This window comes from Rosenbergiella australiborealis (genome assembly GCF_018494035.1).
Lineage (GTDB): Bacteria > Pseudomonadota > Gammaproteobacteria > Enterobacterales > Enterobacteriaceae > Rosenbergiella > Rosenbergiella australiborealis.
In genome coordinates this window covers 51135-76385 of sequence record NZ_JABBFO010000001.1, presented here as the reverse complement: position 1 = coordinate 76385, position 25251 = coordinate 51135, and the positions used below count along the sequence as shown (strand labels likewise).

Below are 25251 nucleotides of genomic sequence, written 5' to 3'. Positions count from 1 at the left end.
GTGCAGTCGCTGTGCATATTTTATTAGAAGTGTGTATTAAGACTCATATAGAAGGTTCGACCGGACTCGTTGTAAGTATAGGCACCCGCACCGTATAGGTAGCTTGTGACACCTGTCTTTGAGTTAATAGTGCCGGTAGTTTGTGCATTACCCTCGCGGAAGTGACGTTTATCAAACAGATTGTCGATCCCTGCTGTAATACTCACATTTTTAGTCGCATCCCACGTCGCACTCGCGCCAATGATACTATATGGGCTAACTTCTCGAGTGTCCGGATAGCTGACTTTATTTCCTTGGTAATTAAGGCTCTTCGGTTTTTGCTTACCGTACCACGTCCAGGTCGCTTGCACAGACAGATCCTGGCGTATTTGCCATGCTAAGTTAGAATTAAGCGTAAACTGTGGGATCACCGATAAACGATCATGATTGGTCTTATCTTTGCTTTGTAGCATCCAGGTCATATTGTTATTCCAAGTGACCGTATCGGTCACAGGAACATTAAATGTCCCTTCTAACCCTTCAACGACCGCACGAGGGACATTTTGCCATTTATAAAGACGAGTTCCTTTACTATTGATTGAGCTAGCCACTGTGCCAGATTCAATTTTATTGTGGTAGTCATTACGGAAATACGTCAGACCTGCTTGAAGTCCAGAAAGGTCTTTATACTCCAGGCCGATCTCTTTATTGACGCTAGTCTCTGCTTTGAGGTCGCTATTCCCTTGTAGATAACACCCGGTACTGGAGCTACCGTAGCAACCTTGTCCTTTACTATAAAGAATGTAGTTAGGGTTAGTTTGATAGAGATTAGGGGCTTTATAGGCACGCGCAATCCCCATCTTTAACGTCCACTCATTGGTTAACTGCTGAGTTAGGTTAAGTGATGGGCTCCAATTTGTTCCCACAATCGAGTGGTGGTCAAAACGAATTGCTGGCGTCAATATCGTGGAGTTGGTCACATCCATATTATCTTCAGCAAACATAGAGAAGATCTGCGCTTGAGAATACGGCGAACGAGTGCTCGTGCCGACACCACTGATCGCTCCTCCGGTATTAGTACCGGTAAGCGCTTGACTGGTAGATGTACCATCTTTCATTTTCTGCTGGTTCCACTCAGTCCCCAAGGTGAGGTTCTGGTCTACCCAAGCCGTAAACGGAATACTGACTTCACTGTGCAGCAGTACATCGGTCAGATCAATATCAGAGAACCCGGCATTATTATTGAAGATCCCTTCTGTTCCACCGGCTAGTCCTTCGGTGATCCTTGAATTTCGGGTTCTTTCATATTGTGCATAAGTATTGGTGCTGACACCGTTATCCCAAACTCCAGTCCAGGTTAAGGCGTAATCTTGGCGGTAAATACGATTGGTTTCATTGCCATACTGACTTTTCACATAGTCAGACGTATTAGTATTCTGCGTATCACCCGCATAAATATTACCTTGACGGCTAGTCCCTGCTTCAAATTCAAGATGTTGGTTATGGGCAAATTCCCAATTCAGTTTACCGTGGAGATCTTTATCTCTCACCCCCTCCCGACCCGCAGGGAAGCTACCTGCATAAGTCCCCGTTCGTGCTTCAGAGTGGTTTTGGTTAATATCGTATGCATCGGCTTGCGTCTTATCGATATTTCCCCAGATACTAAGAGTTAAACTATCGCTGACTGGGCCCATTAAACTAAAATTGGTTCGTTTCGTCGCCCCTTCAGATTTATGTTGTGGGACGTTGTAGTAAGCATTCCAAGAGCCATGCCACTCTTTGTTCGCTTGTTTCGTGATGATGTTGACCACGCCACCCATCGCCCCACTGCCATAACGTGCCGCCGCAGGCCCACGAATAACATCGATATGGTCGATCATTTCCGGCGGTACCCAGTTGGTGTCGCCACGCGAATCGCGTTCTCCGCGCCAGCCATAACGTACCGAGTTTTTGCTGCTGACCGGACGCCCATCGATTAAAATCAAGGTATTTTCCGGCCCCATACCTCGAATGTCGATCTGCCGATTGTTGCCACGCTGACCACTGGTGGAGTTACCGGTTAAATTGACTCCCGGCATTGTACGAATAATTTCCGAGACATCACGAGCCGGTGGATGTTTACGGATAGCGTCCGCAGTGATTGTCGAGACACCCGGTGCTTGCAGCGTTTGCTGGCGAGCGGTCACGACAATAGAATTATGCGACTCATCTTCTGTAGAGAGTGTACGCTCGCTTTTTTTACTTGCTACGGCCTCTGCAGAGGTTTCTTTTGAAGCTGAGCTATTAGTTGTAGTATCGATAGACGCGGCAGAAGCGGGTAAACCATACATTAATAATGAACTACCGAGTTCAAAACAAATTGCAGCAGAAAGAAATGATAATTTTGTCATTTTTATAATCCCAGTTCCCTAGGCTAACGCTGAGTATGAAAGTAAAAGTAATAGAGTCCTTTACTATTTGTTCAAAATTGCAATAAAGACGGCAATAAATCACAAACTACGTAAAGAGATATTGCAATCTATTGCAGATGCAAATAATTATCAATACTATTATCAACAAATCGCGATCCTAATGGCTATCTACTGATAACTTTTATGAAAGATAATGACTCAAATGCTTATTCCTGAATGGTTTACCTCTGATATCGGTTCTGAAACATGGTGGCAACGACAGCAACAGCATGGAATTCCGCGTATTGAGCGAATTAACCCTCAGCAATGCGACGTGACTTTCCTTTGGCGCCAACCGATAGTCAAAGACAAAACAAAACCAGTGCGCGCTGTCTGGATCAACATTACGGGGATGACTGATCATCATCAGCCCAATCCACCGGTATCGCTTAAACATCACGCCAATACGGACGTCTGGTATATCACCATTACCTTGCCTGCCGATTGGCGGGGAAGTTATTGCCTTATCCCAGATGGCTGCGACAAAATTAGCGGACCCCAAAACGGTACCTTTCAGCGTCGTGAATGGTGGCGAGAACAATTTCGGCAAGCTGAGCATGATAAACTGAATGGGTTACGTTCGTGGTCTGCGGGACGAGGAATGGCAGTTTCGCCATTGCATATGCCGGATGCTCCCCCTCAAAGAGAATGGGCAGCGTGGGATCAGGGCGAGCACTCTGGGATCACATTGCAATCAATGACTTGGACAAGCGCCCGATTGGGCAACCAACGCCAAGTATGGTGGTATAGCACCGCAAGTCCGGCCGATCAGCAGCATCAACACCTAGCACTACTACTAGATGGTCAATTTTGGGCAAATACTATGCCTATTGCTGGCCCATTACAGCAATTAACTGATGCTGGGCGACTTCCGCCAGCGTTGTACATCATGCCGGATATTATCGATCGCGAACATCGTGGACAAGAATACCCTTGCAATCCCAATTTTTGGCAAGCGATTCATGAAGAGCTATTGCCTTTAATCCGTCAAACTCTACACTGGCGGCCTCAGCCAGATCGAACTCTCGTTGCCGGGCAAAGTTTTGGTGGGTTAGCCTCCGTCTATGCCTGTTTAAACTGGCCTGAACACTTCGGAAAAGCCCTCAGTTTATCCGGATCATTTTGGTGGCCCCACCGAGGCGAAGCCAATGGCCACCTGATTCAGCAGTTACAACAACATGCTCCCCCTTTGGCCCCACGACATATTATTTTAGAAGCGGGTCGCCGAGAAAAATTGATTTGTGAGGCTAACCAAGAAATGGAAAAGTGGTTGCGCCATTACCATATCCCCCATCAATTGCGTTATGTTGAAGGTGGGCACGATGCACTTTGGTGGCGGGGAAGTTTATTACGTGGATTACAAGCGTTATGGCAGGATGAATAATATGATTAACATCGAAGAAGTCATAGAGAAACAGTTAGTTAAAAGTAATAGCACAAAGAATGTGTCACCATCTTTACCGGTGAGTCGCTTACCGCTCGTTGCCGCACAACCGGGAATATGGATTGCTGAACAGCTTTCTCCTTACCATAACGCTTTCGCTGTTGCCCACGCGATTACCTTACCGGGCACACTCAATATCACTGTGATGAAACAAGCTATTCAGCAAGGTCTGGCAGAGGCGGATACCTTACATTTTCGCTTTGAAGAGTGTGAGGGCGAAATATACCAAATTCCAGATCAGCCGACCCCTATTTACATAGAATGCATCGATTTACGTAACGAGAAAAAAGCGCTTGATACTGCAAAATCTTTAATTCAACGTGATCTTGATAGCCCTTTACGTATTACCGATCAAGGTGCCCCGATTAGGCAGGTTCTCCTACAGATTAATGAAGAGCAGTGGATATGGTATCAGCGCTATCACCATTTACAGGTTGATGGATTTAGTTTTGTCGCAATCACTAAACGGATCAGTGAGATTTATGCGAATTTACGGCAACAACAACCTTTAACTGCGACACCTTTCACGTCATTTAATGAAGTGGTTGAAGAGTATATCGCCTACCAACAAAGTGCGACGTACCAAAAGGATAAACGATATTGGCAGGAGAAAGTCTCACAACTGCCCGATCCCTTAAGCCTTGCGCAAACTCCGCTTAATGGAGCGATTGCCAGTCCAGAAGTGATACGCCAGCACATCACTTTTCCGGCCCATACGCTTGCCCCCCTTTATCAACACCTAGCCGATCAGGGATTAACCCCTGTCGAAGGGGCCATAACACTTGTTAGCACTTGGCTGGCACATCTGACGGGGCAACAGCCTTTTAGCGCTGGATTTATTTTTATGCGCCGGATGGGTTCTACGGCGCTCAGCGCCATCGGCCCGGTGATTAATGTTCTCCCGATGAGTATTGGCTATCAACCCACCTATTCATTTGCCGAGTTTGCGAACATTTTAAGTAAAGAAATTAAGAAAAATCGTCGCCACCAGCGCTATGATGCAGAACAGATTAGCCGTGACCTTGGGCTTACTGGTGATAACTCGCCACTATTTGGCCCGGTATTAAACGTCAAACTTTTCGATTATGATTTAGTCTTTGAAGGTCAATCGGTGACTACTGAGCATCTCGCCTCAGGACCTGTGCGAGATATCGAAATTGCTTTACTCATTAATGCCGAAGGGGCTATCACGATAGAGTGTTTGGCCAATAAAAATCGCTACGATGCACGAGAACTTTCTCAGCATCTTCAACGCATCCCACTGATTATAGAGCAGTTAATACAAAAACCGACGCTACCCTTGCGTGATCTTAATCTTCTTACTGAACAAGAACAGCAGCAACTTACCGCTGTCAATGCCACTGAGGTGACACTGAGTGACGAGACTTTATGGTCATTAATCGCTCAGCAGTGTGAGCAAACCCCCGACCGTACTGCCTTAGCAGACTCGCAGTACGCACTCACTTATGCGGAGATGAGGCAGCAAGTTGATGCATTAGCGAACCAACTAGTGAGTCGAGGCGTTCAAGCCGGCGATATCGTTGCCGTCGCCCTCCCTCGCTCGATTTTTCTTTCGTTGGCATTGCAGGCAATCGTCCGTATCGGGGCCATCTGGCTGCCACTGGATACAGGTTATCCCGATGATCGCCTGGCGATGATGTTAGAAGATTCCACCCCTCGTCTTATCATTACTGAACAAGCGTTATGCACACGCTTTGAGAAAATTAGCGGTACACCTCACTATTATTATCAATCATTATTTGAGGAGACTGCCTCTCTTTGCATTGCCGCGCCAACCCCACGACAAGGTGCGTATTTAATTTTCACCTCTGGGTCAACCGGAAGACCAAAGGGCGTTTTAGTCAGTCATCGAGCGATCGTCAACCGCTTGAAGTGGATGCAAAATCACTATCCCCTCCAATCGCAAGATGTTGTACTGCAAAAAACACCTAGTAGCTTCGATGTATCTGTCTGGGAATTTTTCTGGCCACTATTCACTGGTGCACAACTGTTTATGGCACCTCCGGAATGCCATCGTGATCCTGAATGGTTACAGCAAGTGATGATTGAACAACGAGTAACGGTTACTCACTTCGTCCCATCGATGTTAGCCGCTTTTTTAGAGAGCTTAACAAATTCTGCTATTGACGTATTACCGCAAACATTACGTCTTGTATTTTGTAGTGGTGAAGCCCTCCCTACCGCGCTGGCACGACAATGGGAACGCACACTGGCTATCCCGTGCCATAATCTCTATGGTCCAACAGAAGCGGCTGTCGATGTCAGCTGGTTCCCCGCTTTTGGCCGCGAATTGGCTGAAGTGACAGGGCATAGCGTACCGATTGGCTGGCCAGTGTGGAATACTCAATTACATATTCTTGATAGCCAACGTAAACCTGTCCCCTATGGCATCGCCGGCGAGCTATGGTTAGGGGGAGTTCAATTAGCTGAAGGCTATCTAGGACGTGCGACGTTAACCGCTGAACGTTTTATGCCTGCACCTTGGGATGCTACCCAGCGCTTATACCGCAGTGGCGATATCGCCCGGCGTCTACCAAATGGGGAAATTGAGTATCTAGGAAGAAATGATGATCAGCTAAAAATTCGTGGACAACGCATCGAACTATCCGAAATTGATGCCGTTCTCCTCTCATTACCTGGTATAAAACAAGCAACTTCAGTCGCGGTCAGCCTTAACCAAAATCTCTCGGGACTGGCTGATGACCGACAGTTAGTGAGCTACATTATCACTGAAACCCCACAAGAGACTGATCAGCTACGCCAACAACTCGCCGATCGTTTACCGCCGCACATGGTACCCATCGTCATTATTCCTGTTTCGACATTTCCGTTAAGTAGTAACGGTAAGTTAGATCGTAAAGCCTTACCGATGCCACAGCTCGACCCTAATGCCACATTGCGTGCTCCCAAGGGAGAAATAGAGGTTTCGTTAGCCAAACTCTTTGCCGACCTTTTGCAGTTACCGAACGTCAGTGCGACTCAAGATTTCTTTACTTTAGGGGGGCACTCACTCTTAGCCATGCGCTTAGCAGCGCAAGTTCGTAAGCAACTTGATTATCCACTGACCGTTGGACATGTGATGGTCAATGCAACGGTAGAAAAATTGGCGCAGCTGATCCAACAAAATCCTGAACAGCAAAATAGTGGACTACAAACACTCCTGCCACTTCGCCAAACTAACGGGCCTCGGCTTTACTGTTTCCACCCCGCTTCCGGCTTCGCGTGGCAATTTAGTATATTACAGCGCTACCTCGACCCAACTTGGTCGATCATTGGTATCCAATCGCCCGATGAACAGGGCGCGCTAGGCAAGGGCCAGCATATTGACGATGTCTGCGAACGCCATCTCAAAACCCTATTGGCAGATCAACCTAAAGGCCCTTACTACTTTATTGGCTATTCATTGGGGGGAACCTTAGCACAAGGTATCGCTTCACGGCTCGAAGCGCGTGGCGAAGAAGTCGCTTTCCTAGGTCTATTGGATACTTGGCCGCCGGAAACACAGAACTGGGATGAAAAACAGGGGAAAAACGTACTCGATGCTCAGGTCATCGAAGAGGTCAACCGCGAGCGGGAGCAGTTCGTACAGAGTCAACGCCAGCAAGCAGGGGAAGAGCTTGCTCATCTTTTCGATCAGATTGAAGCAAATTATGCCCACTCTGTCCGTTTACTCACAACGGCTCGAAGCCGTCAAACCAAGGGGCAAGCGACCCTCTTTTCAGCCTTAAAAACGGTACAGCCCTCATTGAGTGCACAACAGGCGTGGGCTCCTTTTATTCACACCTTGGATATTGTTCCCATTGATTGTGCCCATGTGGAGATTATTTCGCCAAAAATGTTTGAAACTATTGGCCCTGAAATTAACCGCCGCCTAAAAAACCTCATCCGCTAGTTCTTAAGGAGGCTAAGGCCTCCTTATTTACCAATAGGCACGATCATCGGCGTGCCGGCGATTGGGTCGGCAATAATAACGGATTTTAAGCCATACACCTGTTCGATTAATTCCGCACTAATAATATCGTTGGGTTTACCCTGAGCAATAATCTCGCCATCACGCATGGCAATCAGATGAGTGGCGTAACGACAGGCTTGGTTCAATTCATGGAGTACGACAACCAAAGTACGGCCATGATTTTGATTCAATTCACGCAGGAGCTCCATCAGCTCTATTTGATGAGTAATATCCAACCAAGTAGTTGGCTCGTCCAACAATAATAGTGGCGTTTGTTGTGCCAGCACCATGGCAATCCATACACGTTGGCGCTGCCCCCCTGATAACTGCTCGACGGGACGTTCGGCCAGGTGTTCGATATGGGTCGCCACCATCGCATCAGCCACCGCTTGACTATCTTCTGCGCGCCATCCACCAAATAACGATTGATGGGGGTAGCGACCACGCCCAACCAAATCCGCGACCGTAATCCCACTTGGCGTATGACTATTTTGTGGAAGCAAACCAAGTTGCCGTGCAATCTCTTTTGCCGGACGTTGTTGGATGGCTTGGCCATCCAAAATGACCTGTCCTGCACTGGGTTTAATGATACGACTCAATGCTTTTAAAAGTGTCGATTTACCACACGCATTAGGCCCAATAATTACGGTAAATTCCCCGTCAGGTATCGTGACAGAGAGATGTTCTGTAACGATTTTATTCTCATAAGCCAGCGTAAGATCACTGGCTGCAAGACGAGATGGCGATGAATTCATGAACGTCTAGCCTCTTTTACTAAAAGCGATAACAGATAAATACCGCCTAAACTTACAGTAATTACGCCCACTGGAAGTTGATAGGGAAGGAATGCATGTTGAGCCAAATAATCTGCAGCTAACAACAATAGACTTCCACAAATCGCCGTATTCCATAAAACTCCTGAAGCACTCTTTGTCAGCCGTCTGGCAATTTGTGGGGCAACAAGGGCAACAAAGGAGACCGGCCCGATCACGGCTGTGGGCACGGCGGTGAGTAAGGTCGCTAGCACTAAAAGCCCTACGCGAGTCCGCTCAGTGTGGATGCCCAGTGCACAGGCTAAGTCATCGCCCATTTCGAGCAAGCGCATACGCTTAGCTAAAGCTGCAACGCCAAAAACGGTGAGTCCAATCATTGGGAAAACGAGGGATAAACTTTGCCACGTCACGCCATTCAGTGATCCCGCGCTCCACAGTCCTGCACTCATGGCGGTACTTAAAGACGTTGAAGTCATCACCCAGCCATTAAAAGACATTAATAACGCACGGATACCAATACCGATGAGGATCAATCGGTAAGGTGTAATACCTTGACGCCAAGCCAAAAGATAAATCGTAATTCCAGTGATCACTGCACTAACCAGTGAAGCTAAGGTCATCGCAAAAAGGTGAGTGGGCCAAAATACCATCACCACTAATACCCCAGAAAAAGCCCCTGCATTCAAACCCAGTACATCTGGGCTCCCCAGCGGATTTTTTAAAATAGACTGAAAAATAGCCCCACTTATTCCCAAAGCCGCCCCACAGACTACTGCAATCAAAACGCGCGGTAGACGCCATTCCATCACGACCAAACGTAATCCTGCTGGCCCTTGTCCGTTAAGAATTTGCCAGAGATCGTGGAGAGAAAGAGGCATCGCACCACGAGATAACGCACTGATCATGACCCCACAGAGCGCTATCAGTAATAAACCAAAAATAAACAGTGGCCGCTTTTTCATGATATCCCTCGACCTATTCGATACCGAACAAGTCCAATTAATACCGGAGCACCAATAAAGGCAGTAATAATGGATACGCGGATCTCGCCCGGGCCAATACTACGCCCAATGATATCGGCCAGTAAGAGTACAGCGGGCGTTAGCAGTAGGGTGCCGGGAAGAAAATAGCGGTGATCGCTGCCGAAACATCCTCGGGCTAAATGCGGAGCGATAAGACCAATAAAAGCAATAGGGCCCGTTAATGCAGTCGCCGATGCAGATAATAGTGCGATCAATAACACCCCTAATATTTGTACAAGGCCAACACGTATTCCGAGCGTACGCGCCAAATCCTCTCCTAGGCTGAGGGCATTTAACGATCGGCTCATCATAAGCGTCAGCCCTGCCGCGGTAATAACAAACGGACTTAAGAGCGTGAAGACAGAAAGCTGGCGTACATCTAAGGAACCCGTTTGCCAAAAGCGTAAATGATCATAAATTTCCGGATTAAGCAATGAAAGGCCGCTGGTCAGCCCTTCTAAGATGGCCGCCAAAGAGACGCCTGCTAAAGTAAGTCGGATTGGATTTAATCGCCCCCCACGCCCTGCGCCAGTGACTGCCACAATTACAGCGGCAAGCAGCGCACCGAAGAAAGCTAGAGAGTAACTTTGCCAAAAAGAGAGTGATCCCCACACGCTCAAGCCCAGCACGGTAGTAAAACTGGCACCGGAATTTACCCCTAATAAACCAGGATCAGCAAGAGGATTACGCGTAAGGGACTGCATTAACGCCCCAGCAAGGCCTAACGCGCAACCGGCTACCAGGCCCGCCAACGTTCGAGGAAGCCTCGAAAAACGAATAATATCGCAATTCTCGCTATGACAAACTTGCCACAGTGAAAGGCTACTCCAGCTTTCTGACACGGAGATCGTTTTTGCACCCGTCACTAAACTCATCACAACTAAACCGAATAACACCAGTAGCAGTAATGTAAAAAGATAAAACGGTTTACTCAGCAAAGACGTAGTAGAGAGTTTCACCTTAATGCACAAACAGTTTTTCGAGCGTAGCTAATGTCTGAGTTGCACTATAATAATCTAAACGAAAATTATCATTCCCTAAGGCATAGACATTATGCTGCTTAACGGCTGGAGCTTGCTGTAAGAAGCGATCCTCGCTCACCTGCTTGAGCGTGTCGCTATCGGCCACAAACATTAGCCAGCTCTTACCACTTAATCCCTCCGTCATCTTCTCACCTGACAGTTGGATGATATCTTTACGCCGCCCCATACTCTGACTAGAGGCGAGCTCAGCCGGCGCAGGGGCAAGAGTAAAACCAAGCTGCTCAAGTAATTTTCCTTGTGCCGATTCAGGTGTCCAAAGATTCACCTCTTTACCTCCTCCGTTCCATACAAAGGCAGATACGGGTTGTGGTGGTAGTTGCAGTTTTGGTTTGAGCTGTGCCACGCGTTGATCGAACTGCTTAATAATGGTTTGAGCTTGGCTTTCATGACCGGTAGCCTGTCCTAATAAGGTTACGACTTGTTGCCAGCTTTTATTGTCGTAATTGACCACAATAACCGGTGCAATACTGGATAATTGATTCACTAAACGTAAAGCACTATCGTGCCCAGTCGCACTCACGATGATTAAGTCCGGTGCCTGCGCTGCGACCATTTCGGCATTTGCCTCACCGATATATAAACGTTGTACCTGTTTTTGCTGGGCAATCGCACCCCACTGGCTAAAAAAACCTTGATTATCAGTAAACCGACTGTTTGGGACACTCGCGCCACTGGCGATCACTGGAGCATCAATAGCGAGTAATGATCCCGTCAGCGTCACACTGGTAGAGACAATTCTTTTTGGTTCGCTCTTTAAGGTTACCGTTCCATTATCCGTGACCACTTGCCTCGGCCACCCCGCTGCCTGACTCATTCCCGCTAGTGGGAATAAAACAATGGCTAAGAGAATATTAAGCAGTCTTGAGCTTCGGGTCATAATAGCTATCCTTAATGAGCATCTAGTGCGTAATCGTGAGCTCTAAATGAGAAGTTATATGTAAGCTGGCTTCATCAGTTGACAGGTAAAGGAGTTAAGCGTAGCTTACCGCCAAAGTTCAAATGATAATCATTATTAATTATCTTATCATTTAATGGTGCTATTATGGTCGAAATCACTGCCATTGAAAATATTCTAAACAGTAAAATTCAACAACAGAGCGCACTAAACGAACGTTTTCTGTTTACTTCTCCTGAAACCAGTCTTATTACTAGCGGCTGCTTTAAGCGAATTTCGCAACCACTACTGGATAACACGGGAAATCAAGTTGCCTTCCAGCAGGCTCTTCGTGAGCAGTTTCGCCTAGCGCGTGCTGCTGGTATTACGCGCCCTAAAGTTGTCGGAGCCATTCCTTTTAATTCCTATCAGCCCACCGCGCTGTTTATTCCAGAGCATGTTACTGAAACAGATCGCGAGCAGCTCATCACTCAATTACGCCCTTATCAGCAAATCTCCTTGGCTGAAGTTATTGCTCAGCAGGCTTTTCCTGATCAGCACCACTTCACCAATATGGTCAGTGAAGCGGTAGCGGCAATGAAGCGCGGAGAACTGGATAAAGTCGTTCTCTCACGGCTATTGAAACTCTCTACTCGTGCCCCGATAAATAGTACCGCTTTGATGGCACGGATTATGGAACAAAATCCGGATAATTATCATTTTCATGTACCCCTATCGGGTCAAGAGGTATTAACAGGAGCAAGCCCTGAGCTGTTACTCCGTAAACGAGGAAGCCTATTCAGCTCCCGACCTCTTGCGGGCTCTGCTAAACGTCAAGTTGAGTGGGGGGATGACCAAGAAATCGGTGAACGTTTACTGGCTTCACAGAAAGATCGCCATGAACATCAACTTGTTATTGAAGGAATGACTAAAGTTCTGACGCCTATCGCTACACAATTAAGCGTGCCAGAAACCCCACACTTAGTCACGACCTCAAAACTTTGGCACCTTGCTACGACCATACAGGGTGAGATTAACCAGCCCAACGAAAATGCGCTGGAGCTTGCGGGATTACTTCACCCTACTCCCGCATTAAGTGGCTACCCTCATCAATTAGCCTGTCAGCTTATTCAACAACTAGAACCTTTTTCTCGTGATCTGTTTGGCGGTATGGTCGGTTGGTGTGATGACGAAGGTAATGGGGAATGGGTTGTCACGATTCGTTGTGCGCGACTCCATCAACAACTGGTCACTCTCTTTGCTGGCGCGGGAATTGTTCCTGCTTCCGACCCACTCTCTGAATGGCATGAAACGGGTACAAAGCTGAGCACCATGCTGCAAGCATTTGGTTTACATTAATGTAGGTAATCTTTGATGAGCATTTCATTTACGCCTTGGCCGGCGGATTTGGCCACACGTTATCGTAAAAAAGGGTATTGGCAAGATAAACCGCTAACGGCGATCAGCGAACGTCACCGTCAGAGTGATCATCCCGCGATTATCGATCAGGTTCAGACCTTAAGTTATCGCCAGTTAGCCACTTACAGCGACCAATTGGCCGCACAGCTACAGGCTCGCGGACTGACAACCGGTGATACGGCATTGGTACAACTCAGCAACTGCTGCGAATTCTATATCGTCTTTTTCGCGCTACTTAAACTTGGTATCGCTCCCGTTAATGCCCTATTTAGTCATCAGCAAAGTGAGTTAACGGCTTATGCCACACAAATCCGTCCGCGGCTGCTGATTGCGGATCGCGAGCATCCGGTATTTACCGATAATCGCTTCTTGGAGCAGCTGCATGCGCAGTGCCCTGAACTCGAACAAACGCTTTGGCATCATCCCTTCGCCGATGACAGTGGATTACATGCCCTGTTTACACAACACGATGAAACGTTTACCCCAACCCCTAGCTCTCCCGATAACGTCGCCTTTTTTCAGTTATCAGGCGGTAGCACCGGTACACCAAAACTGATACCTCGCACACATAATGATTATTATTACAGCATTGTAGCGAGTGTGGAGATCTGCCAGTTTACTGCACAGACACGATACCTTTGTGCCCTACCCATCGCCCATAATTATCCAATGAGCTCGCCGGGTATTCTGGGTGTGTTATATGCCGGAGGAGTCAGTGTATTAGCGGCAGATCCCAGCCCAACAACCTGTTTTACGTTAATCGCAGACCATCAAATAAACGTAACCGCTCTGGTACCCCCAGCAGTCAGTCTTTGGCTACAATCGATCAGGGAGTGGGATTGCGCCGAACAGCTCAGTTCACTACGCTTGCTACAGGTGGGTGGCGCAAAATTAAGCGAATCGCTTGCAGCGCGTATCCCCGCAGAAATAGGCTGCCAACTACAGCAAGTATTTGGTATGGCTGAAGGTTTGGTCAACTATACCCGTCTTGATGACGATTTGCAGACTATCCTCACCACCCAAGGTCGTCCCATTTCACCAGATGACGAAGTCTGGGTCGCCGACACACAGGGAAATCCATTACCCCCAAACACGACCGGTCGCTTGATGACCAGGGGGCCCTACACTTTTCGCGGCTATTACAATAGTCCTGAACATAATGCGACCTGTTTTGATCAACAAGGATTTTATTGCTCAGGTGATCTGATTTCCATCAGCGAGCAAGGCTATATCACTGTTCAAGGCCGAGAAAAAGATCAAATTAACCGTGGTGGTGAAAAAATCGCAGCGGAAGAGGTGGAAAACCTGTTACAGCGCCATCCCGATATTATTCATGCGGCATTAGTCTCGATGAATGATGAGTTATTGGGTGAAAAGAGCTGTGCTTACATTGTCGCCAAACAGCCCCTCAAAGCGGTACAACTTCGCCGCCATTTACGTGAGCAAGGTATCGCTGAATTCAAGTTACCGGACAGATTTGTATTTACCGAAATGCTACCTCTCACACCGGTTGGCAAAGTGGATAAAAAACAATTACGTCAGCAACTTATTGATGATAATAAGAATAAAGCTTAATTCTTACCCTTATTTACTATACCCAGTTTGGAGTTGTAATGAGTATTCCTAAATTAACGGCCTATTCCTTGCCGACTACTGAAGAATTACCACATAACAAAGTTACTTGGACATTTGAGCCACAACGTGCGGCTTTACTGATCCATGATATGCAAAATTATTTCCTCAATTTTTGGGGAGAAGAAAGTGCATTTATCAATACCGTTGTCGCACATATCGCGGCACTTCGCCAACAGTGCAAAGCGATGGGTATTCCGGTGTTTTATACCGCCCAACCTAATGAGCAAAGTGATACGGACCGTGCATTACTCAATGATATGTGGGGCCCAGGGCTTAACCGTCATCCCGAGCAACAGAAAATCACACAGGCTTTAGCACCCGATGAGCATGATATCGTCTTAACTAAATGGCGTTATAGCGCTTTTCAACGTTCCGATCTGGAACAACAGCTCAAGGCGATGGGCCGTGACCAACTCATCATCACTGGGGTATATGCCCATATTGGTTGCCTGACCACGGCAACTGATGCATTTATGCGTGATATAAAGCCCTTTATGGTTGCCGATGCTCTAGCCGACTTTAGTCGTGATGAACACATGATGGCGCTGACTTATACCGCAGGGCGTAGCGGTAAAGTCGTTATGACTCAAGACCTGCTACTTCTTCCAACATCAAAACAGGCATTACGCGATACCATTTTGCCACTGCTTGAAGATGAGGATATTCCAGAGGACGATGAAAACCTTATCGACTATGGTCTCGACTCAGTACGAATGATGGCGCTCGCCTCTCGCTGGCGGCAGGCTATCCCAAGCATGGATTTCATTACCTTGGCTAAAACGCCGACTTTTGATGCTTGGTGGGCACTGCTTTCTGGGGAGAATTAACCGATGATAAGCCTTAATTTCAACGAAAAATATGTCTGGGTGACCGGTGCAGGTCAAGGTATTGGTTATGATACGGCCTGCGCGTTTCACCAAGCGGGGGCTAACGTTATCGGCTTTGATAAACAGTTTTCTGGCGAACAATATCCTTTTACCTGCCAAATACTGGATGTTTCCGACCCGCGACAAGTCGCCAAAATTTGTCAAGAGCAATTAGCGCAGCAACCTCGTCTGGATGTCTTGGTCAATGCCGCAGGTATTCTGCGCGTCGGGGCGACTGATGAACTCAGTTTTGAAGACTGGCAGGCCTGTTTAAATGTCAATGCCGGCGGTGCATTTAACTTGTTTTCTCAAACCTTACCGCGTTTTCGCCAACAAGGATTCGGCGCTATTGTAACCGTTGCTTCAAACTCCGCCCACGCGCCCCGCGTAGGAATGTCTGCCTATGGAGCCTCGAAAGCAGCACTTCGCAGTCTTTGCCAAACAGTCGGATTAGAGATGGCTCCTTATGGCGTGCGTTGTAATATCGTTTCTCCTGGCTCAACCGATACGGCAATGCAGCGCAGCTTGTGGCATACCCCTGATGCGGAACAAGAGATGATCAATGGCTTTCCGGATCAGTTTAAATTAGGTATCCCATTAAGAAAGATCGCTCAGCCTCGTGAAATTACGCACGCGATCCTCTTTTTAGCCTCGGATCTTGCCAGCCACATTGTTTTACAAGATATCGTGGTCGATGGCGGCGCGACTTTGGGTTCATGATCATGCAGACAATTTGGAAGAAAGCGATCGATATTGATGCTCTAAATCAGATGGGGGAGAACTGTTTGATCGAGCATCTGGGAATTAGATTTACTGCGATCACGGCAACCAGTTTAGAAGCAGAAATGCCTGTTGACTCGCGGACTCAACAGCCCTTTGGATTACTGCATGGTGGAGCCAGTGTGGTCTTAGCCGAATCAATGGGGTCAATGGCGGGATGGTTAACCTGTCGCGAGGAACAAAGCGTGGTCGGCGTTGAAGTGAATGCAAGTCACCATCGTGCAGTAGCCAGTGGCAAGGTTACGGCGGTATGCCAACCGCTTCATCTCGGTGGTCAATTACAAGTTTGGCAAATCGAGATTAAAAATATTCGTGGAAAACTCTGTTGCAGTGCCCGGCTGACTGTCGCATTACTGGGATAAAAAAACGGGGCAACACAATGTTGCCCCGCCTCTTAATTAACGTTGATAAATAATCTCAACGCCTTCTTCGTCTTCGTCATCCCAGTCATCCCAGTCTTCATCTTCTTCTTCTTCGACGGCATGCTCTTCGAGGGTTTCACGGTGATAATCATCCCACATGAATTCGACTTTCTCAGCGGCTTTCTCTGCCTTCGCTTCTTCTTTCGGCTGAGTATTAATAAACTTCATTACGTCCCAACAAAGGTCTTTAACCCCTTGATGACTGGCGGCTGAAATCAGGTAGTAATCCCCTTCCCAGCCCAGATCGTCAGCGATCTGTTTTGCACGACTCGCCGCTTCTTCCGGATCGAGTAAGTCGACTTTATTGAAGACTAACCAGCGCGGTTTTTGATACAGTTTGTCGCTGTACTTCTCCAACTCACCCAGAATAATACGAGCGTTATCAACCGGATTACTTTCATCGATCGGCGCAAGATCAATCAGATGAAGTAATACACGACAGCGCTCAAGGTGTTTTAGAAAGCGGATCCCAAGTCCAGCACCGTCCGCAGCACCTTCGATTAACCCAGGAATATCGGCAACCACAAAGCTCTGCTCATTGTCCATACGTACCACACCTAAGCTCGGTACTAAGGTGGTAAACGGGTAATCAGCCACTTTGGGTTTCGCCGCGGACACTGCGCGGATGAACGTTGATTTACCCGCATTCGGTAAGCCGAGCATACCGACATCAGCTAACAACATGAGCTCAAGCTGGATATCGCGCTCTTCACCTGGCGTACCATTCGTTTTTTGGCGCGGTGTACGGTTAACGGATGACTTGAAGCGGGTATTCCCCAAACCATGCCAGCCGCCTTTAGCGACCATCAGCGTTTGCCCATGTACCGTCATATCGCCCAGCGTTTCGCCAGTCCCCTGATCGATGACACGCGTTCCCATCGGGACTTTTACCGTTACATCTTTGCCTCGTTTACCGGTACAGTCACGGCTCTGGCCATTTTGTCCCCGTTCAGCACGGAAGGCTTTTTCAAAGCGGTAATCAATGAGCGTATTCAGGTTTTCGTCGGCCACAAGCCAAACGTCACCACCATCACCGCCATCACCGCCATCAGGGCCGCCTCTAGGGATATATTTTTCACGGCGAAAGCTGATACAGCCATTTCCGCCATCACCCGCAACGACAAGGATCGTTGCTTCATCAACAAATTTCATGTTTTCTCTCCGTCATGCATACACCGTCCAAAATCAGGTCGGCGGGTCCGCCAGGGTCATATCAGCTGACCGGCAGCGGATCGTAATGTTTGATCTCATTAATTGTGAGTAGGAATGGGTGATCAAACAAGGGATTCGTTCGCGTACTCTACGATATTTTACATCAGAATGTAAAAAGCCCCGCAAAGCTGCGGGGCTTTAATTCTTAAGTCCTAACAGGTAAACCTGTGGAGATAACCGAATTACTCAGCAACGATGCTAACGTATTTACGGTTGTCTGGACCTTTGATTTCAAATTTGATTTGACCTGTTGCGGTTGCAAACAGAGTGTGGTCACGACCACAACCAACATTGTTGCCTGCGTGGAACTTGGTTCCGCGTTGACGAACGATGATGCTACCCGCTAATACAGTTTCTCCGCCAAAGCGTTTTACGCCAAGACGTTTAGCATTTGAGTCACGACCGTTACGAGTCGAACCACCAGCTTTCTTGTGTGCCATTTGTTAAATCTCCTCTTAAGCGCTGATGCCAGTAATTTTCACATCAGTGAACCACTGACGGTGGCCTTGCTGCTTACGATGGTGTTTACGACGACGAAACTTAACAATTTTAATTTTCTCGCCACGACCATGAGCTACGACTTCAGCTTTGATAACACCACCAGAAACTAACGGTGCACCAATAGTCACTTCTTCGCCATTAGCAATCATCAGAACCTGGTCAAACTGAACAGTTTCACCGGTTGCAATGTCTAATTTTTCCAAGCGAACGGTCTGACCTTCGCTTACTCGGTGTTGTTTACCACCACTTTGGAAAACCGCGTACATATAAACTCCGCTTCTGCGCTAGCCTTTTAGATTAAATAGGCGGCGCGATAAAATATTCACATAGGGCGCGAATTCTACGCAACTATCCTCCAGAAAACAAGCGAACTTTTCAGGTATTGCAGAAAAAAAAGCCAAGTCATGCTCCAAGGTTTCGCAATACAAAATTTCTAGTACAATAAGTTTATTCTTAGTGATCGTTATTGATAAATTAACATCCGATTCAAGTGTTACACTAACTATTTGGCGTGGTTCTGGGCACCAGCAGAATTTCCGCGACTTTCACCCGAAATGCCGATAAAGATGGCTCACAGAGATAAACTGACTAATTGTATGAATTTAGAGCAGATAACAGAACTTACCGCCCCAGATATGGCTGCGGTAAATCAAAATATTCTCAAGCAACTTGATTCAGATGTGGTACTCATCAGTCAGCTAGGCCATTACATTGTTAGCGGCGGCGGTAAACGAATTCGGCCGATGATTGCGGTTCTCGCTGCACGTGCACTCGGTTACCAAGGTGAGCTGCATATTCTTAATGCCGCCCTGATTGAGTTTATTCACACAGCAACACTTCTTCATGATGATGTTGTGGACGAATCCGATATGCGACGTGGTAAAGCAACCGCTAATGCCACCTTTGGTAACGCGGCAAGCGTACTGGTTGGCGATTTTATTTACACTCGCGCTTTTCAGATGATGACCCAACTTGGATCGTTAAAGATCCTTGAATTGATGTCAGAAGCGGTTAACGTTATCTCCGAAGGTGAAGTATTGCAGCTCATGAACTGTAACGATCCGGATATCACTGAGGAGAGTTATTTACGCGTTATCTATAGTAAGACTGCCCGTTTATTTGAGGCAGCCGCACAAACTTCAGCGATTTTATCTGATGCCAGCCCCGAAGAAGAACAGGCCTTAAAGGACTACGGACGCTATATCGGCACCGCTTTCCAGCTCATTGACGATCTTCTCGATTACAGCGCGGATAATGAAGCCCTAGGCAAAAATGTCGGTGACGATCTGAGCGAAGGTAAGCCTACCCTGCCTTTACTTCATGCAATGCGTAACGGGACACCGGCTCAAGCCTCAATGATCCGTTCTGCGATCGAGGAAGGCAATGGGCGTCATCTTTTGGATCAGGTGTTAGTTACCATGCAAGAGTGTGGATCGCTAACTTGGACGCAACAAAAAGCAGAAGAAGAAGCCGATAAGGCGATCCAAGCATTATCTATTTTACCGGCAACTCCTTGGCGTGATGCGCTAGAAGCCTTAGCCCATATGTCAGTCAAACGCGACCACTGACCGATGCGGAACTACAACTCTATCTAACTCGTAGTTCCGCGAGTGTCTGACCTTCTAACAGTAACGTTAGTTTATCGCCAAGCTCCAGTTTACCGACACCTTTTGGTGTGCCGGTAAAGATAATATCGCCCGGCTGCAATGCAATATATTGGCTAACAAACGCAATAATATGATGAATGCTGAAGACCATCTCAGAAGTATCTCCCTGCTGCACGTTATTGCCATTGATATCCAACGCAAAGTGAATGGGCTCAGGCAGAGTTTCCTTTGGAAAAAAATTACTCACATAACAGGATCCGTTAAACCCTTTTGCCAATAACCAGGGTAATTTTTTATTCTTCAATTCAGTTTGTAGATCCCGCGCGGTCAGATCGAGTCCTACTGCAATACTATCGTAATACCCTTCAGCCTGATCGACATCGATCTGATAAGCCGGTACAGAGATCCTCACCACCACTTCAGTCTCATAGTGGATATCTTGAGAAAAGGTCGGCAATGTAATGGTATTGCCTACAATCAACGAACTGTTCGGTTTACTAAAAACCACAGGGTCTTCTTCAACGCGATTACCGAGTTCCTGAGCATGCTCAGAATAATTACGGCCAATACAATAGATATTGTTGATCATTTATCGACTCCAAAAAAGAAAATTCAATACGATGTAGTAGTCATTCTTCTTTCTTCACGTCTATTTAACATATCAGAGCAGCTTTATTCTTTCCTTAACATTATGCGTCATACCAAGTAATAACCCCCATTTTTGGAATTAATAGGAATATTAATACGTTGCAGTAATTACAATAATTTTGCGATATATCGTCCATCTAAAAGCAAACTAATTATATTTATATGGAAATTTTAGGTAATTTTCTGCTATATATTCCTATAGGGACGGAATTAAATAGATAATTCAAATAGCATGGAGAAAGACATGGAAAAGTTAAAAAGTGACTGGCACAGTGCCGATATCATTGCAGCATTGCGTAAGAAAGGGACCTCATTAGCTGCAGTTTCGCGTAATGCAGGGCTGAGCTCATCGACCCTCGCTAATGCGCTATCAAGACCTTGGCCGAAAGGTGAGTTATTAATTGCCCAAGCAATCAATATTCATCCTGCCGAAATTTGGCCAAGCCGTTATTATGATCCGATTACTCACGAGTTACTGGATAGATCGCAGCTCATCCGGACAAAAAGAAAGAAAAAAAGCAGTGAGTCAGAGATTACTCCCTAATCATAATGATATAAAAAAAGCCCCGATATCAAAGGACATCGGGGCTTTCACTCTCTATTGATTTAACTTTTATTCGTTGTCACCGGGAACACGATCAATGGTCGCTCCCAATCCACGTAACTTATCTTCGATATGTTCGTAACCGCGATCAATATGATAAATACGCTCGACATAGGTGGTTCCTTCCGCGATACATCCCGCTAAGACTAAACTTGCGGAGGCGCGTAGATCCGTCGCCATCACTTGAGCGGCAGACAGTTTTTCTACACCATAACAAATCGCTGTATTACTTTCGATTTCGGCATGAGCCCCCATACGGATCAGCTCAGGAATATGCATGAAACGGTTTTCAAAAATCGTTTCTGTGATAATCCCCGTTCCTTCCGCGACTAAGTTAAGTAAGGTAAATTGGGCTTGCATATCAGTCGGGAAACCTGGATGCGGAGCAGTGCGGATATTAACCGCTTTAGGCCGACGGCCGTGCATATCCAATTTGATCCAATCGGCGCCGGTCTCAATAGAGGCTCCTGCGTCACGTAACTTAGCTAAGACAGCGTCCATCGTGTCAGGGCGTGCTTGCTTACACAAGATGTTACCGCCTGAGATCGCCGCAGCAACAAGAAAAGTACCGGCTTCGATACGGTCAGCAACAACGGTATAGGTTCCGCCACCTAGACGTTCGACACCTTCAATAGTGATTTTATCTGTCCCGGCTCCAGTAATTTTTGCACCGAGGGTATTTAAAAACTCCGCGGTATCCACAATTTCTGGTTCACGCGCGGCGTTTTCGATAATTGTGGTACCTTTAGCGACTGTTGCCGCACTCATAATGGTTACTGTCGCCCCAACGCTAACTTTATCCATTACGATATGCGCGCCTTTCAGGCGATCGGCAACCGTTGCCTTAACATAACCTTCTTCAAGCTTTATTTGCGCACCAAGCTGCTCTAATCCAGTAATATGCAAATCAACGGGACGAGCACCAATAGCACATCCACCTGGCAGGGAAACATGCCCTTGGCCAAAGCGAGCGACTAGAGGGCCAAGCGCCCAAATCGAGGCACGCATCGTTTTAACCAGCTCATAGGGTGCACAAAAAATATTAACTTGGCTTGCATCAACCAGAACCGCACCGTCTTTACGCTCGACCTTTGCTCCCAATTGGGTCAATAATTTCATGGTCGTATCGATATCACGCAATTCGGGAACGTTTTGGATGATTACAGGTTCCTCGGCAAGCAAAGCGGAAAATAGAATGGGTAGCGCCGCATTTTTTGCGCCAGAAATAGTGACTTCACCACTTAAGCGCGAAGGGCCCTGTACTCGAAATTTGTCCATTAATACGGTTCTCAATTAACACTTGCTATATTGGATGATGATCTCTGCTTACCAGACATCAGCATGTCTTAGAAGCCATTTAGTTTACGATCACGCGACCATTCTGCTGGAGTATAGGCTTTGATCGACAGCGCATGAATACGGTTATCGGCAATATATTGCATGAGCGGGGCATATACAGCTTGCTGCTGCTTTACTCGACTCAGTTCAGCAAACATCTCACCCACAGCAATCACTTGAAAGTGGCTACCATCACCCGTGACATGTACTTCATCTAATACCAGTGCCTGCTCTAGCACCGCTTGGATTTCATTGGTTTCCATTATGCTTTCTTACTCCTCAATTCAAGGCCGCTATCTTAGTCCAATTTGCGTTCATCATAAACAAGGAAAGCTCCTGAATCTATCAGCCAAATTTATTTGTTTAGGGGTTATCGTGATCAAGCAAAACACCTTGGAGGTTATAAAGCCTAATCAATGAAAGTAGTGAAGGGGTCACTCCCTGAAGTCGCAATTTTTCCGTCGCATGATGGTCTGCAGAAAAATGTACCAATAACGCCAACCCCGCCGAGTCCACTCGCGATAATTGTGATAAATCGATGGCATCAATACCCTGCAAAATTTGAGCACGCTGCTGCCACAGATTGACCAACGAACTATGGACTAATTCGCCCTGTAAGGAGAGCACCCTCTCCTTACATTGCCAATTAAGTGGCTGACTCATTTTGCACCTTGACCTAAGGTGATAGGTTGATTCGCATAAATTTTTAATTGGGCAGTCAATCCATCAATACCTTTTGTCCGTAACAGATCGCCCCACTCATTTTGCTTAGTCGCGATCATGCTAATACCTTCTGCGACCATGTCGTAAGCCTGCCATTTACCAGTTTGGGTATTTTTACGCCATTGAAAGTCTAAACGTACCGGTGGACGGCCTTCAGGGTCAATGATAGATACACGAATCGCTATCATCGTTGCATCACCCAGCGGTTGCGCGGGTTCAATTTGATACGTCTGTCCATGATACATGGCGAGAGCTTGACCGTAGGCTTGTGCTAAATAATCGCCAAAGGCAGCAAAATAAGCATCCCGTTGGGCGGGCGTTGATTGGTTGTAATAACGGCCTAAAACTAATGCACCCGCATACTTAATTTGCACGTAAGGGAGTAGCTCTTGACGAACAATATCTCGTAAGTAAGTAGGGTTTTGCTTAATCTGGGGTTGTTCATTCTTCAATCTGCTAAAGGTTTTTGCAGCAGCTTGGTTCATCAACGTATAAGGATTGGTTTGATCCACGACTCCCTCTGTCGGAGTAGCAGCATTCGCAGCGCTGATTGTCATAGGTAACACAGCCAGTACACCGGCAAGAAATAGTGATTTAGACATCTTAGTTCCTCTTAGTGTGCGACAGACGTCGGTGGGGAAGCCGCATTTTCCGGCGCAGTATTTGTAGAAGGTTTACTGTCGTTACTCTTATATAAAAATTGACCAATAAGATCTTCCAGTACCATCGCAGATTTCGTATCAGTAATGGTTCCGCCATTTTTTAACATACTAGTACCCAAGTCCGGGTCACTAAAACCTAAGTTTAATGCAAGATATTGCTCGCCGAGTAAACCTTGGGTACGGACCGCTAAGCTACTGCTATCAGGAATTTTATTCAGATATTGTTCGTCGATGGCGAGTGTTACCTTTGGCGTCAGTGTGCTGTCGGAAAGGGAAATACTCGTGACTCGGCCAATAACCACCCCACCAATTTTTACCGGTGATCCCGGTTTTAGACCCCCAATATTATCAAACTCGGCACTTAACGACCACGTTGCAGCGCGATGCCAAGCGGTGATATTCGCGACTCTTAAGCAGAGAAACAGCCCCGCAAGGATAGCGACTAGGAGAAATAATCCGACCCATATTTCACTTTTTCTATTTTGCATTGCATTAATTCCCAAACATCAGTGCAGTAAGCACAAAATCTAATCCTAGAATAGCCAAAGAAGCATGAACAACAGTACGTGTTGTCGCCCGGCTGATCCCTTCAGAAGTCGGTGTGGCATCGTAGCCATTAAATAGCGCTATCCACGTAACAGTTATGGCGAAAATGATACTTTTGATGACACAGTTCACAAGATCAGTCTGAAAATTCACACTGCTTTGCATCGCTCCCCAGAAGAACCCAGCGTCAATACCTTTCCACAGCACCCCCACTAAGGCTCCACCAAGGATCCCTACCGCCGTGAATAGGATAGATAGCAAAGGCATACTGATCACCCCGGCCCAAAAACGTGGCGCAATAACTCGGCGTAGAGGATCGACCGCCATCATCTCCATGCTCGATAATTGTTCTGTCGCTCTCATTAATCCAACCTCAGCCGTTAAGGCTGAGCCGGCACGCCCTGCAAACAATAAAGCCGTCACTACCGGCCCTAACTCGCGCAGCAACGATAAGGCAACGACCATACCCAAACTTGTCTCTGCCCCATAGGTCTTCAATACCATATACCCTTGCAAACCAAGTACCATACCAATGAAGAGACCTGAGACAACGATGATCAGTAACGACAACACTCCTAAACTATATAGCTGCCGTAGTAGTAGGCGTCCTTGTTGTAGCGGCTCAGGTTTACCAATAATGGCATGAAACAGCATTATTCCGGCTCGCCCCATTGCACGACAACGCGTGATACCCCAACGGCCAAGGGTGGCCAGTGTATTTAAAACCATT

The 25251-nt window shown here is 46.9% G+C and carries 24 protein-coding genes; 9 read left to right on the top strand and 15 right to left on the bottom strand.

Going from position 1 to position 25251, the window contains the following annotated elements; genetic code table 11:
• Positions 1 to 23 precede the first annotated feature (23 nt).
• Entirely contained in the window at positions 24 to 2369 is a 2346-nt protein-coding gene (locus HGT73_RS00350) for a TonB-dependent siderophore receptor (protein WP_214211616.1), read from the bottom strand.
• A gap of 214 nt (positions 2370 to 2583) precedes the next feature.
• Between HGT73_RS00350 and fes the strand changes: the two genes are divergently transcribed.
• Both fes and HGT73_RS00340 read left to right on the top strand, forming a co-directional pair.
• Positions 2584 to 3813, top strand: coding sequence for an enterochelin esterase (fes, locus tag HGT73_RS00345; protein ID WP_241608012.1), 1230 nt, complete (start codon positions 2584 to 2586; stop codon positions 3811 to 3813).
• Position 3814: 1 nt separating this feature from the next.
• A complete protein-coding gene (locus tag HGT73_RS00340) occupies positions 3815 to 7786 on the top strand; it encodes an amino acid adenylation domain-containing protein (RefSeq protein ID WP_244968384.1) in 3972 nt (1323 codons plus the stop codon).
• A gap of 23 nt (positions 7787 to 7809) precedes the next feature.
• Here HGT73_RS00340 and HGT73_RS00335 read toward each other — a convergent pair whose 3' ends face one another.
• Genes HGT73_RS00335 through fepB form a run of 4 tightly spaced genes read right to left on the bottom strand, consistent with a single transcriptional unit; the run spans position 7810 to position 11561 of the window.
• Positions 7810 to 8601 (bottom strand): ABC transporter ATP-binding protein, encoded by a 792-nt coding sequence (locus tag HGT73_RS00335; protein ID WP_214211614.1) that lies wholly within the window; start codon positions 8599 to 8601, stop codon positions 7810 to 7812.
• Entirely contained in the window at positions 8598 to 9581 is a 984-nt protein-coding gene (locus HGT73_RS00330; protein WP_214211612.1) for an iron chelate uptake ABC transporter family permease subunit, read from the bottom strand. The genes HGT73_RS00335 and HGT73_RS00330 overlap by 4 nt, the downstream gene beginning before the upstream one ends.
• Positions 9578 to 10600, bottom strand: coding sequence for an iron chelate uptake ABC transporter family permease subunit (locus HGT73_RS00325; protein WP_338110766.1), 1023 nt, complete (start codon positions 10598 to 10600; stop codon positions 9578 to 9580). The genes HGT73_RS00330 and HGT73_RS00325 overlap by 4 nt, the downstream gene beginning before the upstream one ends.
• 1 nt (position 10601) lies before the next feature.
• Positions 10602 to 11561, bottom strand: a complete 960-nt coding sequence (fepB, locus tag HGT73_RS00320) for a Fe2+-enterobactin ABC transporter substrate-binding protein (RefSeq protein WP_214211611.1) — start codon at positions 11559 to 11561, stop codon at positions 10602 to 10604.
• Positions 11562 to 11744: 183 nt separating this feature from the next.
• Here fepB and HGT73_RS00315 point away from each other — a divergent pair, with 183 nt between their 5' ends.
• Genes HGT73_RS00315 through HGT73_RS00295 form a run of 5 tightly spaced genes read left to right on the top strand, consistent with a single transcriptional unit; the run spans position 11745 to position 16620 of the window.
• Positions 11745 to 12917, top strand: coding sequence for an isochorismate synthase (locus HGT73_RS00315; protein ID WP_407073132.1), 1173 nt, complete (start codon positions 11745 to 11747; stop codon positions 12915 to 12917).
• A gap of 15 nt (positions 12918 to 12932) precedes the next feature.
• Positions 12933 to 14552 (top strand): (2,3-dihydroxybenzoyl)adenylate synthase, encoded by a 1620-nt coding sequence (locus tag HGT73_RS00310; protein WP_214211608.1) that lies wholly within the window; start codon positions 12933 to 12935, stop codon positions 14550 to 14552.
• 38 nt (positions 14553 to 14590) lie between these two features.
• Positions 14591 to 15439: an isochorismatase family protein gene (locus tag HGT73_RS00305; protein WP_214211607.1), complete on the top strand. Its 849-nt coding sequence runs from the start codon at positions 14591 to 14593 to the stop codon at positions 15437 to 15439.
• Positions 15440 to 15442: 3 nt separating this feature from the next.
• Positions 15443 to 16198 carry a 2,3-dihydro-2,3-dihydroxybenzoate dehydrogenase gene (gene dhbA, locus HGT73_RS00300; RefSeq protein ID WP_214211605.1) on the top strand — a complete coding sequence of 252 codons (756 nt, stop codon included), beginning with the start codon at positions 15443 to 15445 and terminating at the stop codon, positions 16196 to 16198.
• Positions 16199 to 16200: 2 nt separating this feature from the next.
• The gene (locus tag HGT73_RS00295; RefSeq protein ID WP_214211604.1) at positions 16201 to 16620 is read left to right on the top strand and encodes a hotdog fold thioesterase; all 420 of its coding nucleotides are present in this window, start codon (positions 16201 to 16203) and stop codon (positions 16618 to 16620) included.
• 36 nt (positions 16621 to 16656) lie between these two features.
• On the opposite strand, the gene cgtA is transcribed toward HGT73_RS00295, so the two are convergent.
• The 3 genes from cgtA to rplU all read right to left on the bottom strand — a co-directional run bounded on the left by cgtA (position 16657) and on the right by rplU (position 18659).
• Positions 16657 to 17832 carry an Obg family GTPase CgtA gene (cgtA, locus tag HGT73_RS00290; protein WP_214211602.1) on the bottom strand — a complete coding sequence of 392 codons (1176 nt, stop codon included), beginning with the start codon at positions 17830 to 17832 and terminating at the stop codon, positions 16657 to 16659.
• Between the two features lie 242 nt (positions 17833 to 18074).
• Positions 18075 to 18332, bottom strand: coding sequence for a 50S ribosomal protein L27 (rpmA, locus tag HGT73_RS00285; RefSeq protein WP_214211600.1), 258 nt, complete (start codon positions 18330 to 18332; stop codon positions 18075 to 18077).
• A gap of 15 nt (positions 18333 to 18347) precedes the next feature.
• Positions 18348 to 18659, bottom strand: a complete 312-nt coding sequence (gene rplU, locus HGT73_RS00280) for a 50S ribosomal protein L21 (protein WP_048911376.1) — start codon at positions 18657 to 18659, stop codon at positions 18348 to 18350.
• 330 nt (positions 18660 to 18989) lie between these two features.
• Here rplU and ispB point away from each other — a divergent pair, with 330 nt between their 5' ends.
• A complete protein-coding gene (ispB, locus tag HGT73_RS00275; RefSeq protein WP_214211599.1) occupies positions 18990 to 19961 on the top strand; it encodes an octaprenyl diphosphate synthase in 972 nt (323 codons plus the stop codon).
• A gap of 19 nt (positions 19962 to 19980) precedes the next feature.
• On the opposite strand, the gene HGT73_RS00270 is transcribed toward ispB, so the two are convergent.
• Positions 19981 to 20589, bottom strand: coding sequence for a fumarylacetoacetate hydrolase family protein (locus tag HGT73_RS00270; RefSeq protein WP_214211597.1), 609 nt, complete (start codon positions 20587 to 20589; stop codon positions 19981 to 19983).
• A 303-nt stretch (positions 20590 to 20892) separates the two neighbouring features.
• Between HGT73_RS00270 and HGT73_RS00265 the strand changes: the two genes are divergently transcribed.
• Positions 20893 to 21192, top strand: a complete 300-nt coding sequence (locus HGT73_RS00265; RefSeq protein WP_214211595.1) for a helix-turn-helix domain-containing protein — start codon at positions 20893 to 20895, stop codon at positions 21190 to 21192.
• Positions 21193 to 21261: 69 nt separating this feature from the next.
• Here HGT73_RS00265 and murA read toward each other — a convergent pair whose 3' ends face one another.
• The 6 genes from murA to mlaE form a co-directional block, all read right to left on the bottom strand.
• Entirely contained in the window at positions 21262 to 22530 is a 1269-nt protein-coding gene (gene murA / locus HGT73_RS00260) for a UDP-N-acetylglucosamine 1-carboxyvinyltransferase (protein ID WP_214211593.1), read from the bottom strand.
• Positions 22531 to 22598: 68 nt separating this feature from the next.
• Complete coding sequence (ibaG, locus tag HGT73_RS00255; RefSeq protein ID WP_214211592.1) at positions 22599 to 22853, bottom strand: BolA family iron metabolism protein IbaG; 255 nt, start codon at positions 22851 to 22853, stop codon at positions 22599 to 22601.
• Between the two features lie 100 nt (positions 22854 to 22953).
• On the bottom strand, positions 22954 to 23253 hold the full coding sequence (mlaB, locus tag HGT73_RS00250) for a lipid asymmetry maintenance protein MlaB (protein WP_214211590.1): 300 nt from the start codon (positions 23251 to 23253) through the stop codon (positions 22954 to 22956).
• On the bottom strand, positions 23250 to 23915 hold the full coding sequence (gene mlaC / locus HGT73_RS00245) for a phospholipid-binding protein MlaC (RefSeq protein WP_214211588.1): 666 nt from the start codon (positions 23913 to 23915) through the stop codon (positions 23250 to 23252). Before mlaC ends, mlaB begins: the two co-directional genes overlap by 4 nt.
• Before the next feature lie 11 nt (positions 23916 to 23926).
• Positions 23927 to 24463, bottom strand: a complete 537-nt coding sequence (gene mlaD, locus HGT73_RS00240) for an outer membrane lipid asymmetry maintenance protein MlaD (protein ID WP_214211587.1) — start codon at positions 24461 to 24463, stop codon at positions 23927 to 23929.
• Between the two features lie 4 nt (positions 24464 to 24467).
• Positions 24468 to 25250 (bottom strand): lipid asymmetry maintenance ABC transporter permease subunit MlaE, encoded by a 783-nt coding sequence (gene mlaE, locus HGT73_RS00235; protein WP_214211585.1) that lies wholly within the window; start codon positions 25248 to 25250, stop codon positions 24468 to 24470.
• Position 25251 lies beyond the last annotated feature (1 nt).